This is a genomic window from Castellaniella sp. MT123 (assembly GCF_039614765.1).
GTDB lineage: Bacteria > Pseudomonadota > Gammaproteobacteria > Burkholderiales > Burkholderiaceae_B > Castellaniella.
Map to the genome: position 1 here is coordinate 1,627,554 of NZ_CP154879.1, position 16,505 is coordinate 1,644,058.

General features: G+C 63.3%; 15 protein-coding genes and 1 pseudogene. 13 read left to right on the forward strand and 3 right to left on the reverse strand.

Annotated elements, in window-relative coordinates:
* Nucleotides 1-11: 11 nt before the first annotated feature.
* Nucleotides 12-1,184, reverse strand: a complete 1,173-nt coding sequence (locus ABCV34_RS07585) for a thiolase (RefSeq protein ID WP_345798592.1) — start codon at nucleotides 1,182-1,184, stop codon at nucleotides 12-14.
* Nucleotides 1,181-1,597 carry a Zn-ribbon domain-containing OB-fold protein gene (locus ABCV34_RS07590; RefSeq protein WP_345798593.1) on the reverse strand — a complete coding sequence of 139 codons (417 nt, stop codon included), beginning with the start codon at nucleotides 1,595-1,597 and terminating at the stop codon, nucleotides 1,181-1,183. Before ABCV34_RS07590 ends, ABCV34_RS07585 begins: the two co-directional genes overlap by 4 nt.
* Nucleotides 1,598-1,736: 139 nt before the next feature.
* Here ABCV34_RS07590 and ABCV34_RS07595 point away from each other — a divergent pair, with 139 nt between their 5' ends.
* From ABCV34_RS07595 to ABCV34_RS07635, 9 genes are all read left to right on the forward strand, one after another.
* Nucleotides 1,737-2,534 carry an enoyl-CoA hydratase-related protein gene (locus ABCV34_RS07595; protein WP_345798594.1) on the forward strand — a complete coding sequence of 266 codons (798 nt, stop codon included), beginning with the start codon at nucleotides 1,737-1,739 and terminating at the stop codon, nucleotides 2,532-2,534.
* Between the two features lie 171 nt (nucleotides 2,535-2,705).
* Nucleotides 2,706-3,593: an SDR family NAD(P)-dependent oxidoreductase gene (locus tag ABCV34_RS07600; protein WP_345798595.1), complete on the forward strand. Its 888-nt coding sequence runs from the start codon at nucleotides 2,706-2,708 to the stop codon at nucleotides 3,591-3,593.
* A gap of 2 nt (nucleotides 3,594-3,595) precedes the next feature.
* Nucleotides 3,596-4,459 (forward strand): MaoC/PaaZ C-terminal domain-containing protein, encoded by an 864-nt coding sequence (locus ABCV34_RS07605; RefSeq protein ID WP_345798596.1) that lies wholly within the window; start codon nucleotides 3,596-3,598, stop codon nucleotides 4,457-4,459.
* A 72-nt stretch (nucleotides 4,460-4,531) separates the two neighbouring features.
* Entirely contained in the window at nucleotides 4,532-5,683 is a 1,152-nt protein-coding gene (locus tag ABCV34_RS07610) for an acyl-CoA dehydrogenase family protein (RefSeq protein ID WP_345798597.1), read from the forward strand.
* Between the two features lie 19 nt (nucleotides 5,684-5,702).
* Nucleotides 5,703-6,455: an electron transfer flavoprotein subunit beta/FixA family protein gene (locus ABCV34_RS07615; protein WP_345798598.1), complete on the forward strand. Its 753-nt coding sequence runs from the start codon at nucleotides 5,703-5,705 to the stop codon at nucleotides 6,453-6,455.
* Nucleotides 6,452-7,387 (forward strand): FAD-binding protein, encoded by a 936-nt coding sequence (locus ABCV34_RS07620; RefSeq protein ID WP_345798599.1) that lies wholly within the window; start codon nucleotides 6,452-6,454, stop codon nucleotides 7,385-7,387. Before ABCV34_RS07615 ends, ABCV34_RS07620 begins: the two co-directional genes overlap by 4 nt.
* 70 nt (nucleotides 7,388-7,457) lie before the next feature.
* Nucleotides 7,458-8,138 carry a 3-oxoacid CoA-transferase subunit A gene (locus tag ABCV34_RS07625; RefSeq protein WP_345798600.1) on the forward strand — a complete coding sequence of 227 codons (681 nt, stop codon included), beginning with the start codon at nucleotides 7,458-7,460 and terminating at the stop codon, nucleotides 8,136-8,138.
* Nucleotides 8,135-8,773, forward strand: coding sequence for a 3-oxoacid CoA-transferase subunit B (locus ABCV34_RS07630; RefSeq protein ID WP_345798601.1), 639 nt, complete (start codon nucleotides 8,135-8,137; stop codon nucleotides 8,771-8,773). The genes ABCV34_RS07625 and ABCV34_RS07630 overlap by 4 nt, the downstream gene beginning before the upstream one ends.
* 89 nt (nucleotides 8,774-8,862) lie before the next feature.
* Entirely contained in the window at nucleotides 8,863-10,086 is a 1,224-nt protein-coding gene (locus tag ABCV34_RS07635) for an ABC transporter substrate-binding protein (RefSeq protein WP_345798602.1), read from the forward strand.
* 35 nt (nucleotides 10,087-10,121) lie between these two features.
* On the opposite strand, the pseudogene ABCV34_RS07640 reads toward ABCV34_RS07635, so the two are convergent.
* Nucleotides 10,122-10,226, reverse strand: a pseudogene (locus tag ABCV34_RS07640) (acyl-CoA dehydrogenase family protein); the annotation flags it as partial.
* Between the two features lie 282 nt (nucleotides 10,227-10,508).
* On the opposite strand from ABCV34_RS07640, the gene ABCV34_RS07645 reads away from it, so the two are divergent.
* From ABCV34_RS07645 to ABCV34_RS07660, 4 genes are all read left to right on the forward strand, one after another.
* A complete protein-coding gene (locus ABCV34_RS07645; protein ID WP_345798603.1) occupies nucleotides 10,509-11,876 on the forward strand; it encodes an MmgE/PrpD family protein in 1,368 nt (455 codons plus the stop codon).
* Nucleotides 11,873-12,730 (forward strand): CoA ester lyase, encoded by an 858-nt coding sequence (locus ABCV34_RS07650; protein ID WP_345798604.1) that lies wholly within the window; start codon nucleotides 11,873-11,875, stop codon nucleotides 12,728-12,730. Before ABCV34_RS07645 ends, ABCV34_RS07650 begins: the two co-directional genes overlap by 4 nt.
* A gap of 11 nt (nucleotides 12,731-12,741) precedes the next feature.
* A complete protein-coding gene (locus ABCV34_RS07655) occupies nucleotides 12,742-13,947 on the forward strand; it encodes an MFS transporter (RefSeq protein WP_345798605.1) in 1,206 nt (401 codons plus the stop codon).
* Nucleotides 13,948-14,193: 246 nt separating this feature from the next.
* Nucleotides 14,194-16,485 carry an FAD-dependent oxidoreductase gene (locus ABCV34_RS07660; RefSeq protein ID WP_345798606.1) on the forward strand — a complete coding sequence of 764 codons (2,292 nt, stop codon included), beginning with the start codon at nucleotides 14,194-14,196 and terminating at the stop codon, nucleotides 16,483-16,485.
* Nucleotides 16,486-16,505 lie beyond the last annotated feature (20 nt).

The window sequence follows — 16,505 nt, forward strand, 5'->3', positions numbered from 1 at the left end:
CGCTGATCCGGCTACAAGGTGTCTTCTGTCCCCAGGATAGCCGTCGATTGGCTGGACAAGGTGCCGCCGTTGCCGTTGACCAGCGCCAGCTGGGCCCCCTGCACCTGCCGCTCGCCACACTGCCCGCGCAACTGCCGGACAGCCTCGATTGTGATGAAGATGCCATACATGCCCGGATGCAGACATGAGAGGCCGCCACCATTGGTGTTCACCGGAAAATGCCCGCCCGGCGCAATACCGCCGCCACTGACGAAGTCTCCCCCCTCACCCTTCTTGCAAAACCCCAGGTCTTCAAGAAACAACAGCGTATTGATGCTGAATGCGTCATAGAGCTCGGCCACGTCGATATCGGACGGCTTGACCCCTGCCATCTCGAAGGCGATGCGCCCGGACTGCTGGGCTGCCGTTACGGTCAGATCAGCCATGGAAGAAATCTGCCGGTTCCAGCAGGCCGTCGAGTTCCCCAACACATAGACCGGCTTTTGCCTGAGCGAGCGGGCCCGGTCAGCCCGTACCAGGACATAAGCGCCAGCGCCGTCGTTTACCAGGCAGCAATCGCGGATAGTGAGCGGATCGGACACCATTCGCGCGGACAATACCTCGTCGAGGGTGAGCGGGTCGCGCATCAGAGCCTCGGGGTTAAGCTGCGCCCAGCGGCGCGCGGCCACCGCAACTTCGGCCAACTGCTCGCGCGTGGTGCCGTACTGGTGCATATGGCGGGCGGCCGCCAGCGCATAAGAGCTGAGCGGATTCAAAGGGTTGTACGGTGTCTCGTAAGGCTGCGGGTCCAGCCAGCGGCGCACACGGCCCACTTCGGCCCGGCTCAGGCTGGACGTGCGCTGCGTGCTTCCATAACACACCAGCACCGCATTGCATTGGCCTGATTCCAGCGCCTGAATGGCGGGCATGAGATGCGCCACAAAGCTGGAGCCGCCCAGCATGGTGCTTTCAATAAAGGTAGGCCGGATGCCCAGATGTTCGATCACCGGCATCACCCACATGGTGGCCGCAACGCTAGCCGTGCAGATCCCGTCGATGTCCTGCATCGTAAGACCGGCATCGGTCACTGCGCGATGTGAAGCCTGGGCCAGGATTTCGAGTTCTGAGTAGCCCGTGGCGAAGCCCAGACCCGCGTGCCCGACGCCCACAATCGCTGTGGCGCCTCTCAATCGCTTGTCGATCATGACCGGCCCCCCGAAAGATTGAACACCACAAGTTTGCTGCCATCTGCATCCACCACCCGGGCCTTGACGGCCATGCCGATCTTCACATCGGCGGGGGCCAGCCCCTCGACGCGACTCATCATGCGCACCCCTTCTTTCAGGTCGATGAGCGCGACGTTGTAGTCCCCGCCCTGCTCTGCCTTGCGATGCACGACCGTCGTGGAATACACCACCCCTTCGCCCGAAGGGGAAAACCAGTCGAGACGGTCGCTGCCGCAGTGCGGGCAGATCATGCGCGGAAAAAATACGTTCCGCGAGCAGGCCGCGCAACGCTGGATCAGGAAATGCCCCTGGTCCAGCTGCGTCCTGTAATACAGGTCAGCGCCAACTTGCGAGGGCAACGGGTTGGCGGGAAGTTCAATTTTGTCAGACATGGGTCTCCTCGGTGAGCCTGGTCGGCTTGATGCGGGCGCCTTCAGCTTTACGAACAGAAGTGTTCTGCAAATCAAGACCTCTGTGAATTCCATTTTGCTTAAATGACTGTTTCAGCCTTGCAAACCACGGAGCCTCTGCATGGACCATACCTACCAACACATCCAATTCTCCTACGACGGCGGAGTAGGCCACATCGTGCTCAACCGCCCCGACAGCCTGAACAGCATGACGGAAGCCATGCATGCCGACATCCGCGCCGCGCTGGACTTCCTGGAAGCCCGAGACGACCTGCGCGGCCTGATCCTGACAGGATCGGGCCGCGGCTTCTGTGCCGGGCAGGACCTCGGCGAACGCAAACCCCTCCCTCCCGGTGAAAAGCGCGATCTGTCGCGCGGCCTGCGAGAAAACTATGCGCCTCTGGTTCTACGTCTACGCGCATTGCCCGCACCCGTCGTCTGCTTCGTCAACGGCGTAGCAGCCGGAGCAGGCGTCAGCCTGGCGCTGGCCTGCGACCTGGTCTACGCCGTGCACTCGGCCCGATTCATCCAAGCCTTCGCCCGCATCGGCTTGATGCCCGACGCGGGTGGCACGCACGCGTGGCTGCAACGGGTAGGCCTGCAACGCGCCCTGGGTGCCTCACTGTTCGCCGAACCCGTCTCCGCCACGCTGGCCGAGCAGTGGGGCCTGATCTGGAAATGCATCCCAGACGAAGTGCTGAGCGACACCCTGCAATCCGTCAAGGCGCGCCTGGCAGCAGGGCCTACCCGCGCTTACGCCGCCACCAAACAAGCCCTGTACGCCGCAGCAAACCACACGTTGGCCGAACAGATGGACCTGGAAACCACTTTGCAAAAGGCCTTGGGCCTGACCAACGATTACCTGGAAGGCATGGAGGCCTTCGCCGAAAAACGCGCGCCCCGGTTCACGGGGAGGTAGCATCCCGTTGAGTGCCAAACGAACAAAAGCCGGCTAGACATAATCATAATGGTCACTCGTTAAGCGCTGATTAATGCTTGCTTTTGCAATTCGAAGTTGAGGCAGCTCGGCTTTTTCTCTATCGTGGACCGACTGCAGATTCCACGATTCAGACGACAGAGGAGCATGACAATGAGCGAGTTGGTCAAGGGCAAGGTTGCTGTAGTGACCGGGTCAGGTGGCGGCATAGGCCGGGGAATTGCGTTGGCCATGGCGGCCAGCGGCGCTCAGGTCGTTGTCAACGACGTCAGCGCCGAGAACGCCCAGCATGTCGTCGACGAAATCAAGGTGGCTGGTGGTAGCGCCGTCGCGTGTACCGACAGTGTCTCGAGTGCCGCCAGTGCCGCAAAAATCATCCAGGCCGCGGTCGATTCCTTCGGCCATATCGACATCGTCGTGAACAATGCGGGCATTCTGCGCGACCGGCTGTTCCACAAGATGTCTGACGAAGAATGGTCGCAGGTGCTGGACGTGCACCTGAATGGCTCGTTCTTCGTGAGCCACGCGGCGGCGGCGTTCTTCCGCCAGCAAGAGTCGGGAGCCTACGTGCACATGACGTCCACATCGGGCCTGATCGGCAACTTCGGACAAGCCAATTACTCATCGGCCAAAATGGGGATCGTGGGCTTGTCCAAGTCCATTGCATTGGACATGTCGCGATTCCACGTGCGGTCGAACTGCATCGCACCCTTTGCCTGGACCAGCATGACGAGCTCCATTCCCGCCAACACCCCGGAAGAAAAAGACCGGGTGAAGAAGCTGCAAAAGATGGAAGCCGGCAAGGTCGCCCCTCTGGTGGTGTATCTGGGCAGCGATGCCGCGCACGAAGTCACCGGGCAAATCTTTTCGGTCCGTGCCAACGAGATCATGCTCTTCAGCCAGCCGCGGCCCGTCCGTTCCGTGCACATGTCCGAAGGCTGGACACCAGAGTCGATTGCGCAGATCGCCATTCCGGCCATGCAGGGCAGCTTCTACAAGCTAGAGCGATCACCCGACGTCATCAACTGGGACCCCATCTGATCATGGCGCTCGATTATTCGCTCATCAAGCACTGGCCCTTCAAAGACCTGCGCCATGCCTATACGCACAAAGACGTGATTCTGTATGCTCTGAGCATCGGGCTGGGACATAACCCCACCGACCCGCGCGAACTGCGATACGTCTACGAAGACGGGCTCAAGGTCTTTCCGTCCATGGCCGCCGTCATGGGATACCCAGGCTTCTGGATGAAAGACCCCAAGACCGGCGTCACCTGGACCAAGGTCGTGCATGGCGAACAACGCATGCATTTCCACGCGCCATTTCCGGCCCAGGGCGAGGTAATCGGGCGCAGCCGCATCACGCACGTGATCGACAAAGGCGCCGACAAGGGCGCGCTGGTCGTCACAGAGCGCAAAATCCACGATGCGGCGACCGACGCGCTGCTGGCCACCGTCGAGCAAGTCACCTTCTGCCGCGCCGACGGCGGGTTCGGCACCAGCGATGCCGCACTCGACCCCTTGCCCAAAGTGCCCGCCACACCGCCGGATGCCAGCTGCACGCTGACCACTCTGCCTCAGGCCGCACTGCTGTACCGCCTCAATGGCGACTACAACCCCTTGCACGCCGACCCGGCCGTGGCCGCCAAGGCGGGATTTCCGCGGCCCATTCTGCATGGCCTCTGCACTTACGGAGTGGTCGCGCGCGCCGTGGTCAACATGCTGTGCGATGGCGAGGGCGACCGTCTGGCCTACCTGCACGGGCGCTTTTCCGCGCCGGTATTCCCCGGCGAAACCCTGCAAATCGACATTTGGAAGTCCACCCACGGCACCGCACAGTTTCAGACCCGAGTGCCTGAGCGCGGCATCGTCGTCCTCGGCAACGGGGTGGCGGGTATCCGCGCCTGACACGTGTCTTTCCCGAGCGCCAACCAAGGCGCACCCCTGCCCGACGGGCACCGAATTTTTGACTGAGCCACCATGATCAGAGATCAAGAAACCCTGAACCTCCTGCTGGACAATATCTCACGCTTCGTACGCGAGCGCCTGGTCCCCAACGAAGAACAAGTCGCGGAGTCCGACGAAATCCCGGACGACATCGTCGAAGAAATGAAAGCCATCGGGCTGTTCGGGCTCACCATCCCGGAGCAATACGGCGGGCTTCAGCTGACAATGGAAGAAGAAGTGCTCGCCATGTTCGAGCTGGGCCACACGTCTCCGGCCTTTCGCTCCATCATTGGCACGACGGTCGGCATAGGTTCGCAAGGCATCGTGTTCGACGGCACCGACGAACAAAAGCAGCAATATCTGCCGCGCATGGCCACCGGGGACGTGATCGCATCCTTCGCGTTGACGGAGCCAGGCTCCGGGTCCGACGCCGGGTCTCTCAAGACGACAGCACGGCGCGAGGGGGACCACTATGTGGTCAACGGCACCAAGCGTTTCATCACCAACGCGCCGCACGCAGGTATCTTCACCTTGATGGCGCGCACCGACCCCAACATCAAAGGCTCCGCAGGCGTGTCAGCCTTCATCGTCGAAGCCAAGTCGCCTGGCATCACGCTGGGCAAGCGCGACCGCAAGATGGGGCAGCAAGGCGCCCATACCTGCGATGTGATCTTCGAGAACTGCAAAGTGCCAGCGGCCAACCTGATCGGCGGCATCGAAGGACGCGGCTTTAAGACCGCCATGAAAGTGCTCGACAAGGGCCGCATCCACATCGCCGCCATCTGCGTGGGCGTGGCCGAACGCATGCTGGCCGATGCCTTGAAATACGCCTCCGAACGCCATCAGTTCGGCAAGGCCATCGGCGAGTTCCAGCTCATCCAAGCCCTGCTGGCCGACAGCAAGGCTGAAATCTATGCCGCGCGCTGTATGGTGATCGATGCGGCCCGCAGGCGCGACGACGGCCTCCCCGTGAGCACCGAAGCATCCTGCGCCAAAATGTTTGCTTCCGAGATGTGCGGCCGCGTGGCCGACCGCGCGGTGCAGATTTTTGGTGGTGCTGGCTACATGAGCGAATACGGCATCGAGCGCTTCTACCGCGACGCGCGGCTGTTCCGTATCTACGAAGGTACGACCCAGATCCAGCAACTGATCATTGCGCGCAACATGCTGCGTGAATTGGCTTAATTCGTTCCAGGAAAACAAAATGAAGGTTTTGGTCCCGGTCAAGCGCGTAGTTGACTTCAACGTCAAGGTGCGCGTGAAATCCGATCAAACGGGGGTGGACGTGGGCAATGTGAAGATGTCCATGAATCCGTTTGATGAAATCGCGATGGAAGAAGCGGTGCGCCTCAAAGAGAAAGGCGTGGCCAGCGAGGTAGTGGCGATCTCCTGCGGGGTGGCGCAGTGCCAGGAGACATTGCGCACGGCGCTGGCCATCGGGGCCGACCGGGGAGTGCTGGTGCAAAGCGACGCCGAGCTGCAGCCGCTGGCGGTGGCCAAACTGCTTGCAGCGGTGGCAGGTCAGGAGTCGCCATCGCTGGTTATTTTGGGCAAGCAGGCGATCGACGACGATGCAAACCAGACAGGGCAGATGCTGGCGGCGCTGCTCGATTGGCCGCAGGCGACCAACGCAAGCAAGCTCGAGGTGCAAGGCGATCGGGTGCTGGTCACGCGTGAGGTCGATGGGGGACTCGAGACGGTAAGCCTCACGCTGCCTGCGGTGGTGACGACCGACCTGCGGCTCAACGAGCCGCGCTACGTGACGCTACCCAACATCATGAAGGCGAAGAAAAAGCCGCTCGAAACGGTGACACCCGAGGCGCTGGCCGTGGATGTGACCCCGCGCCTGAAGACGCTGAAGGTGACCGAGCCCGCGGCTCGCTCGGCGGGGGTGATCGTGCCTGATGTGGTGACGCTGGTCGATAAGCTGAAGAACGAAGCAAAGGTGGTGAAATGAGCGTACTGGTCGTTGCGGAACACAACAATGTGGTGCTGAGCATCGCGACGCGCAATGCGGTAGCGGCGGCCCTTGCAATCGATGCCAAGGTGCACGTGCTGGTGGCGGGCTGTGGGGCGCAGGCTGTCGCCGAGCAGGCCGCGCAGGTCGCGGACGTCACCAAGGTGCTGCTGGCCGATGCGCCCCACCTGGCCGAGGGGCTGGCCGAGAACGTTGCTGCGCAGGTGCTGGCGGTGGCGGTGGCGGGCGACTACAGCCACGTCGTCTTTCCGGCGACGGCCAGTGGCAAGAACGTGGCCCCGCGCGTAGCAGCCAAGCTCGATGTAGCGCAGGTCTCGGACATTGTGGCGGTGGTCTCGCCCGACACGTTCATACGGCCCATCTACGCAGGCAATGCGCTGGCGACGGTGCAAAGCGCCGAGGCGCGGCACGTGGTGACGGTGCGCACGACGGCCTTCGATGCGGTGCCAGCCATAGGCGGACAGGCGATGATCGAACCCGTGGCGGCGGTGGCCGATGCGGGTCGCTCGGTCTTCGTGGGGCGAGAGGTCGCCAAAAACGACCGGCCCGAGCTCACGGCGGCACGCGTGGTAGTCTCGGGCGGGCGAGGGCTGGGCAGTGCGGAGAACTTCAAACTGCTCGAGCCGCTGGCCGACAAGCTGGGGGCGGCGTTGGGGGCCTCGCGCGCGGCGGTCGATGCGGGCTACGCCCCGAATGACTGGCAGGTAGGGCAGACGGGCAAGATCGTGGCCCCGCAGATGTATGTCGCTGTCGGCATCTCGGGGGCGATCCAGCACCTGGCGGGGATGAAGGATTCCAAGGTGATCGTGGCAATCAACAAGGACGCCGAGGCGCCGATTTTCGGAGTGGCCGACTATGGTCTGGCGGCCGACCTCTTCGAGGCGGTACCCGAACTAGTCAAGGCTCTCTGACCCCACCCACGACACGGACCCCTTCGGGTCCGTTTTTGCATGAATCGCACCCTGAAAGAGGCCACCCAAAGTGATCAACAAAGTTTGTGCCACGCTGTCCGATGCCGTCTCGGACATTCAGGACGGGTCCACGCTTCTGATCGGTGGATTCGGACTAGCGGGAATGCCGGTCGAACTCATCGACGCTCTGCTGGAACAAGGCGCCAGCAATCTGACCCTGGTCAACAACAACGCAGGCAACGGCGACACCGGCGTGGCCGCGCTACTCAAGCACGGGCGAGTGCGCAAGGTCATCTGTTCCTTCCCGCGTCAGGTGGACTCTTACGTATTTGACGGCCTGTATCGGGCAGGCAAGATCGAACTCGAACTCGTGCCGCAAGGCACCCTGGCCGAGCGCATGCGCGCGGCGGGCGCCGGCATCGGCGGCTTTTTCACGCCCACCGCGTATGGAACACAGCTTGCACAGGGTAAAGAAACCCGCGAAATCGACGGCAAGCACTACGTGTTCGAGAAGGCGCTGCACGCCGACTATGCCCTCATCAAGGCCTATCGCGGCGACCGCTGGGGCAATCTGGTCTACCGCAAATCGGCGCGCAACTTCACCCCTGTCATGGCCTCGGCGGCCACCTGCACCATTGCCCAAGTCCAGGAACTGGTGCCGCTGGGAGCACTGGACCCAGAGGCCATTGTCACGCCCAGCATCTTCGTTCACCGCATTGTCGAATGCCACGCCAGCCAGGAGGCCGCATGAACCACCTCACCCGCGAACAGGTTGCCCGGCGCATGGCGCACGACATCCCCGATGGGGCTTTCGTCAACCTGGGCATCGGCGCACCCACGCTGATCTCGGACTTTCTGCTGCCTGACCGCGAAGTCATCCTGCAAAGTGAAAACGGTATCCTGGGGATGGGCCCAGCGCCGGCACCAGGCGAGGAAGACCCGGAGCTCATCAATGCCGGCAAGCAGCCCACTACGCTGCTGGCGGGCGGAGCCTACTTCCACTCGGCGGATTCCTTCGGCATGATCCGCGGTGGGCATCTGGACATCTGCGTCCTGGGCGCCTTTCAGGTCTCGGCACGAGGAGATCTGGCCAACTGGAGCACCGGCGCGCCCGATGCCATTCCCGCCGTGGGTGGGGCCATGGACCTCGCCATAGGCGCCAAGCAGGTCTTCGTCATGATGGACCATCTGACCAAGCACGGAGAAAGCAAGATCGTGCCCGACTGCACGTACCCGATCACGGGCGTGGCTTGCGTCAACCGCATCTATACCGATCTGGCCGTGCTCGACATCACCGCCCACGGAGTGGTGGTCCGTGAGATTCTGGCGGATATCTCCCTCGAGTCCCTGCAAGCCGCCACCGCAGTCCGGCTGCTTGGACCGTAAGCCGCGCCTCCTACCGCCCGCCGACACTTCCGCCGACAGGTCAACCCGAGCCCGCCCCGACAAAAACGGGCCATTCCAGGAGACTTTTCATGAAACTTCGCACTTTGACCGCTGCACTCCTCGCAGCGGGTGTGGGACTGGGCACCAGCGCTGCCACGCTGGCCGCCCAAGGCGTTTCAGACAACGTGGTCCGCATCGGCTTCATTGGGGACCTCTCCGGCCTGTATGCCGACGACGATGGGAACGCCGGCGCGGACATGATACGCCAGGCCATCCAGAACTTCGGGGGCCAGGTGGACGGCAAGAAGATCGAGCTGCTGGTCGCCGACCACCAGAACAAGGCCGACGTCGCCGCTTCCCAGGCACGCGAGTGGTTCGACCAAGAGCACCTGGACATGCTGATCGGCGGCACGAACTCCGCCACCGCGCTGGCCATGGCGGGCATCGCCGCCGAGCACAAAAAGCCCTTCTTCGTGGTGGGCGCGGGCACTTCAGCGCTCATCAACGGACAATGCACCCCCTATACCATCCAGTACGCCTACAACACAGTGGCTCTGGCGCGCGGCACGGGCTCGGCCGTCGTGGCCCAGGGCGGCAAGTCGTGGTTCTTCCTGACGGCGGACTATGCCTTTGGCAAATCACTGGAAGAAGACGCCGCAAAGGTCGTGGAGCGATCCGGCGGCAAAGTGCTGGGCAATGTCCGGGCGCCTCTGGCCACATCCGATTTTTCATCCTTCATGCTGCAGGCGCAGTCTTCCGGTGCCCAGGTCCTGGGCCTGGCCAACGCAGGGGGCGATTTCATCAACTCGGTCAAGGCTGCCAAAGAATTCGGCGTCTCCAAGACCATGAAGATCGCCGCGTTGCTGGCACTCATCAACAGCATCCATACCCTGGGCCCGGACAACACGGCAGGCATGTACCTGACCATCGCCTGGTACTGGAACCAGGATGACGCATCGCGCGTCTGGGCCAAACCCTTCTTCGACAAATACCATCGAGCGCCCTCCTTCCTTCAGGCGGGCGACTATTCGGCCACCATGGCCTACCTGAACGCCGTGAAGGCCGCTGGAACGGATGACGGCGACACCATCATGAAATACATGAAGTCGCACAAGATCAATGACATGTTCGTGAAAAACGGCTACGTGCGCCCGGATGGGCTGATGATGCACGACATGTTCCTCGCACAGGTGAAACAGTCCGGAGAATCCAGTATCCCCTGGGATTACTACACCATCCTGAAGCGCCTGCCCGCCCCATCCGTCTACGGCACGGAAGAGGAATCCACCTGCCAACTGGTGAAGCACGGCTAAGGCGCAAGCACGCCGCCCCGTCACTTGAGCAGCGCTCAGGTGGCGGCCGCCCGCAGCAGATCGCGGGCGATGATGAGTTGCTGTACCTCGGTGGCCCCTTCGTAAATGTGCAAGACTCGAACCTCGCAGTACAGCTTGTCGGCATTGATGTGGTTAGCCGCCAGATTCGCGCCTGTGCCAACAACCTGGCCATAGGCCGCATTGGGACCACTGAGCGGGAACAGCGACCCATGACCACGTTGACCGCCTATGTGGGCACCGAGGCCATAGCCAGCACAGGCACGACCATCCTTCAAATTCGTAAAGTCTGTCTTAAGGAAACAATAATAGTCAAACCCTGCCTGGATCAAGCACAGTAATGCCCGGATCCCAACACTGGCCGCGTCAAACGCGATGCTTGGCCAGCCTTGACCAGGAATGCCATGACACATCCTAGCGCCCTACTGTCCCAATTCGTCGCCGACCTGCGATATGAGGACATTCCCGCCCCCGTACTACGCCGCGCGGAAGACCTGCTGCTGGACTGCCTGGGGTCGATTCTAGCGGGCTCCAGCAGCCGGGCCGTCCAGATCCTGGTGAAGTATGCGCAGACCATGGGCCCCCTTGACGGCCCCGCCGAAAACATGGTCACCCGCGAAGGCACCAGCCCCTCATTTGCAGCCCTGTGCAATGCCGCCGCCGCGCATATGGTAGAGCAAGACGATGTCCATAACGGCTCGGTATTCCATCCCGGCGCCGTGGTGATCCCCCCTGTCCTCGCCACCGCGCAGGCGCGCGGTGCCTCTGGTAAGGACGTACTGACCGCAATCGTCGCCGGGTACGAGTCCGGCATCCGCATCGGTGAGTTTCTAGGGCGTTCGCACTACACCATTTTTCACACCACAGGCACCGCCGGGACACTGGCGGCCGCCATGGCAACCGGCAAGCTGCTGGGCCTGGACGCCACGCGAATGGGACATGCGCTCGGGTCCGCCGGTACCCAGGCTGCAGGCCTGTGGGAATTCCTGCGCGACGGCGCCGACTCTAAACAGTTGCACACCGCCCAGGCAGCCGCCAACGGCCTGATGGCGGCATGGCTGGCGGAAAGCGGCTTTACCGGCGCCTCGCACATCCTGGAAGGCCCCCAGGGAATGGCGGCCGGCATGTCAAGCGACGCCGACCCGAAACGGCTGACCGAGGGTCTAGGCACGCGCTGGGCGCTGTCGGAAACCTCGTTCAAATTCCATGCGTCCTGCCGCCACACGCATCCGGCGGCTGACGCCCTGCTCGGCCTCGTTCGCGAGCACCAATTATCGATCCACGACATCCAGTCCGTCACTGCCCATGTCCACCAGGGGGCCATCGACGTGCTGGGTCCCGTCGTCAATCCGACGACCGTACATCAATCGAAATTCTCCATGGGAACAGTCCTGGGACTGATCGCCAAACACCAACGGGCCGGCCTGCAGGAATTCGACGCTGCCCTGTCCGACTCGGACATCCGCGCCTTCCTGCCCCGCGTCGCGATGCAACTGGATGCGGAGGTCGATGCGGCTTATCCCAAACGCTGGATCGGCAAAGTCACGGTCACGACGCATCAAGGCCAGACACTGCATGGCCGCGTGGATACACCTAAAGGCGATCCGGACAATACACTGAGCCGTGCGGAGATCGAAGAAAAGGTCAGGCGCTTGGGCCGGTATCAGGATGCGGCATCCGACGCCCAGATCGACGCCTTGATCGCCCGAGTCTGGAGCCTGGCCGATATGCCATCCATCGAACGCCTTCTCGAAAGCCGGGGCACCCGATGACCCGGGACGCCACGCAGCCCCTGAACACGGCCCGCACCTTTCTGTTCGTCCCCGGCAACCGCCCGGACCGTTTCGACAAGGCAATGCGTAGCGGTGCGGATGCCGTCGTGCTCGATTTGGAAGACGCCGTTCCCCCGGCCGAAAAACAGACTGCCCGTGACGCCATCGCGGCCGCTTGGCAGCACCTGCGAACCATCCGCACCCCGATTGTCATCCGCATCAACTCACCTGAGCTGCCGGACGGAGCCACAGACCTGGCATGGCTGACGTGCCTGGACCATCCGCCTGCTGGCCTGATGATTCCCAAGGCAGAATCACCCACCGTCCTGGCAACCGTCCACGCCGCACAGCCCGGCATCGCTCTGCTGCCTCTGATCGAAAGCGCCGCGGGTTACGACGCCCTGGCGGACATCGCCGGCTGCGGTGGCGTCGCGCGCCTGGTGCTGGGACACATCGACTTCATGGCCGACACCGGCATCCAGTGTTCGGAAGACAAAACCGAGCTCGACCCCTTGCGATTCGCCCTCACGATAGCGGGCCGCCGCCATCACTTGGCGCCTGCGGTGGATGGCGTCACCGTTGAATTACAGGATGATGACCGCCTGCGACTGGATACGCTGCAGTCGCTGCGCTTCGGGTTCGGCGCCAAGTTGTGCATCCATCCGCGCCAGGTGCCTGTCATTCACCAGGCGCTTCACCCCAGCCCCGACGAGATATCCTGGGCGCAGCGAGTGCTGGATGCTGACGCTGCGGCGAACGGACAAGCAGTCCAGCTGGACGGCCGGATGATCGACCGTCCTGTGGTCCTGCATGCCCAACAGCTACTGGCGCGCGCCCGGCCCGGCGCACACTGACGAACCGCGCCATGCGAAGCCCGCCGATCGAGTCCTCAACGATCACGCTTGCTGCCACACTGACCATCCAGTCCCTGGCGTCGATGTCGCTGCTGACGCTGCCGGCCATTGCCCCCCTCATTTCCGACCTGCTCGGTATCCCGACGGCCTATGTCGGCACCTACGTCGCCATCGCCTACGTAGGCGCGATCATCACCAGTCTGCTGGCGGGGTCCACAATACGCCGCTTCGGTGCCATCCGCGCCAGCCAGGCCGGCCTGCTCACGTGCGCACTGGGTCTGGCGCTGTGCACCGTCGAATCGATCCCGGCGATGGCGGCCGGTGCGCTGCTGGTTGGCCTGGGCTATGGTCCTATCACCCCTGCCAGTTCTCATCTGCTTGCCCGGACCACACCCGCCCACCGCATGTCATTCGTCTTCTCCATCAAACAGACTGGCGTACCGATGGGCGGTGTCCTGGCGGGACTGATCGTGCCCGGCCTGGCCCAATGGATAGGCTGGCGAGAGGCCTTTCTGGCCGTCGCCGCCGCGAATCTCTGCTGTGCCCTGGCCATCCAGCCGCTGTGCGCCCCCCTGGACGCCGACCGTGACCCAACTTGCAAGCTATCCGCCGGTAACGGGCTGATTGGACCACTCCGGCTGGTCTTCAGCCAGCGGAGCCTGGCCGTGCTCGCCGGGGTGTCATTCCTGTTTTCCATTGCCCAGTTGTCCTTGACCTCGTACCTGGTTGCCTTTCTACACCAGGATCTGAGCCTGGAGCTGGTCGCGGCCGGCTTCATGCTGGCTGCGTCCCAGGCGGCAGGGGTGTGCGGACGTCTGCTGTGGGGCTACGTGTCTGATCATTACTTGAACGCTGTCCGCACCCTGATGGGCTTGTCGCTGTTGATCGCGCTCTGCGCACTGGCAACGCCCCTGCTGTCAGTCATCGACTCCAGCCTCACGACCCTGATCGTGCTTTGCCTGTTCGGCGGCTGTGCCATCGGCTGGAATGGCGTGTACCTGGCGGAAGTTGCCCGTCAGGCGCCGCCTGGGCAAGCCAGCATCGCCACGGGCGGTACCTTGTCCATGACCTTTCTGGGTGTCGTCATCGGTCCGCCCATCTTCGGCTCCATCGCGTCATTTTCCGGCAGCTATGGCCTCGCCTACGCCACGCTGATCGTACCCGCCGGCCTCTGTCTGATTCTGCTGTGGCGGAATCGGGACGCGTTTACGCGCTAGGAGTGCGGGAGCGCTGTATTATGCCCTTTACACGGTCTTCGGGTCCTATGCCGCCCCACCCGCTTGCCGCTCGGCGCATTGGGTACTGGACCGCGCCAATTACAGGGTAATGACCTCACCCCGAAAAAGTGGTCAACTCAAAATCGAAAAGTCCGGCCCCTTTTTGAATCCGAAACGGAAAACGAAACTTGCACCGGACCGGCATCCGGGGCGCCTTCCCGGATGCGGCATGACCAGGAACACTGCATGGCAACCCAGCACATCGACTTCCTTCTGATCGGCGGCGGCCTGGCCAGTGCCCAGGCTGCCCAAACCTTGCGGCAGGAAGGCACCACAGGCTCGATCCTGATCCTCTCGGCCGAACCGAATCTTCCCTACCATCGGCCGTTCCTGTCGAAAGCTCGCCTGCTGGGCACGGCGGATGAGGCACGCACCCTGGTCCACCCGGAATCGTTCTACCGGGACCAGCGGATCGACGTGGCGCTGGACACCAGGGCCGTCGCGGTCGATACCGCGGAACAGTGGGTCGAGACATCGGCGGGGTCGCGGATCCACTACGGCAAGCTGCTGATCGCTACCGGAGCCTGCGCCCGGCAATTGGACGTTCCGGGGGCATCGCTCGGCGGCATCCATGTGCTGAGGACCCAGGCCGACGCCGACGTGATCCGGCAGGCGGCCGCCAAAGCCAGGCGGGTCGTGGTCGTCGGCGGCAGCTTCCTCGGCATGGAAGTCGCCGTCACGCTGCGCCAGCTCGGGCTGGACGTCGCCGTCATCGAAATCGGAGACCGCATCCTCAGGCGCCTGGAATCGGCCATGCTCTCGGACTTCCTTCAGCGCCACGTCGAACAGGACAAGGGCATCGCCATCGTGCCCAACGCGTCGGTCGTCGCGTTCCATGGCCGGGGCAAGGTCAAAGAGGTGGAAATCTCCAGCGGCGCAAAGATCTCCTGCGACCTGGTCGTCGTATGCATCGGCATCGCACCCGCGACACAGTTCCTGAACGGGAGCGGGGTCAAGCTCGAAGACGGCTTCGTCGAGGTCGACGACCGGCTGCAGGCCAGCGCCCCGAACGTCTTTGCGGCAGGTGACGTGGCGAGCTTCCTCGATCCGGTGTTCTCGCGCCGACGGCACGTCGAGCACTGGGACAACGCGATCAAGCAGGGCCAACTCGCCGCACGCAACATGCTGGAGCGCCGGCGGCGCTACGACACCGTGTCCTACTTCTTCTGCGAGGTCGGCGACTTCGGGTTCAACTTCCTGGGCGATCCCACGGGCACCCACGAGCGCATTGCCCAGGGCTCGTTGCAGGAACGCGCTTTCTCCCTGCTCTACCTGAGCCAGGACATACTGCACGCCGTCTTCACCCTCGGCCGCACGGCCGACGAGGTGCGTGCCGCCGAAAGCCTGATCCGCTACCGCACCAGCCTGCGCAAAGACAAGCACCGGCTGAAGGACCCCACCTTCGCTCTGAACACACTGCCGATGCAGAACGTGCTGATTCTGCAGGGCGGCGGCGCGCTGGGGGCCTTCGAATGCGGCGTGATCAAAGCACTGGAGGAACGCGGCATCTTCCCCGATATCGTCGCCGGCATCTCGATCGGCGCCTTCAACGGCGCGATCGTCGCCAGCCACCCCGGACACGCGACGGAGGCACTGGAATCGTTCTGGGCAGACATCGAGGTCGCCACCCTGCCCGGCCCGAACGAGCCGGCACGGCGCGCGGCCACCGCCGCGCGGATCATGAGCTTTGGCGTCGAGAAGTTCTTCCGCCCGCGCTGGATCCCGTCATTCGACGCACCGTGGGAGCCGCCATGGAGCTGGACCGGCCTCTACGACACCTCGCCCATGCGCCGGCTGCTGGAGCAGTACGTGGACTTCCCGGCGCTCAAAAGCAGCCCGGTGCGCCTGCTCGTGAGCGCGGTCAACGTGCTGAGCGCGGAACTGGAGACCTTCGACAGCTACGTCGACGACTTCACGCCCGAGCACATCCTGGCCAGCGGCAGCCTGCCGCCCGGCTTCTCCTGGACCTGGGTGGATGGCAAACCGTACTGGGATGGCGGCGTCGTCAGCAATGCACCGCTGGACTTGGTGATCGACCGCTGCGGGCCGGACGGCAAGCGCGTCTTTATGGTGGACCTCTTCTCCAACCAGAAGGCGCTGCCGGGCAACATCACCGAAGTCATGGCGCGACGTGACGAGATCGTCTATGCCCAGCGTGTGCGCAGCGACCTGCACCTGCGCGAGCAGGCCGACGCCTACCGCGGCCTGATCGCCCACCTGATGCAGGAGATCGAGCCCGCCCTGCAGGACAAGATCAGGCGCCTGCCGCGCTACATCCAGCTCATGGGCAACGGCATTGGCACGCGGATCACCCGCTTTACGCGTAAGCCGCCTCCCGAGGAGCTGCCCTCACGCGACTACGACTTTTCCGACGTAGCCATCCGCGGCAACCAGGCGCAGGGCTACGCACTCGCGCAGGCCGTGCTGGCATCGTGCGATCCGGCTGGGGGAATCGGACCCGCGAGCCCCGCAGGATGAAGGTAAGCATCCGGCCTGGG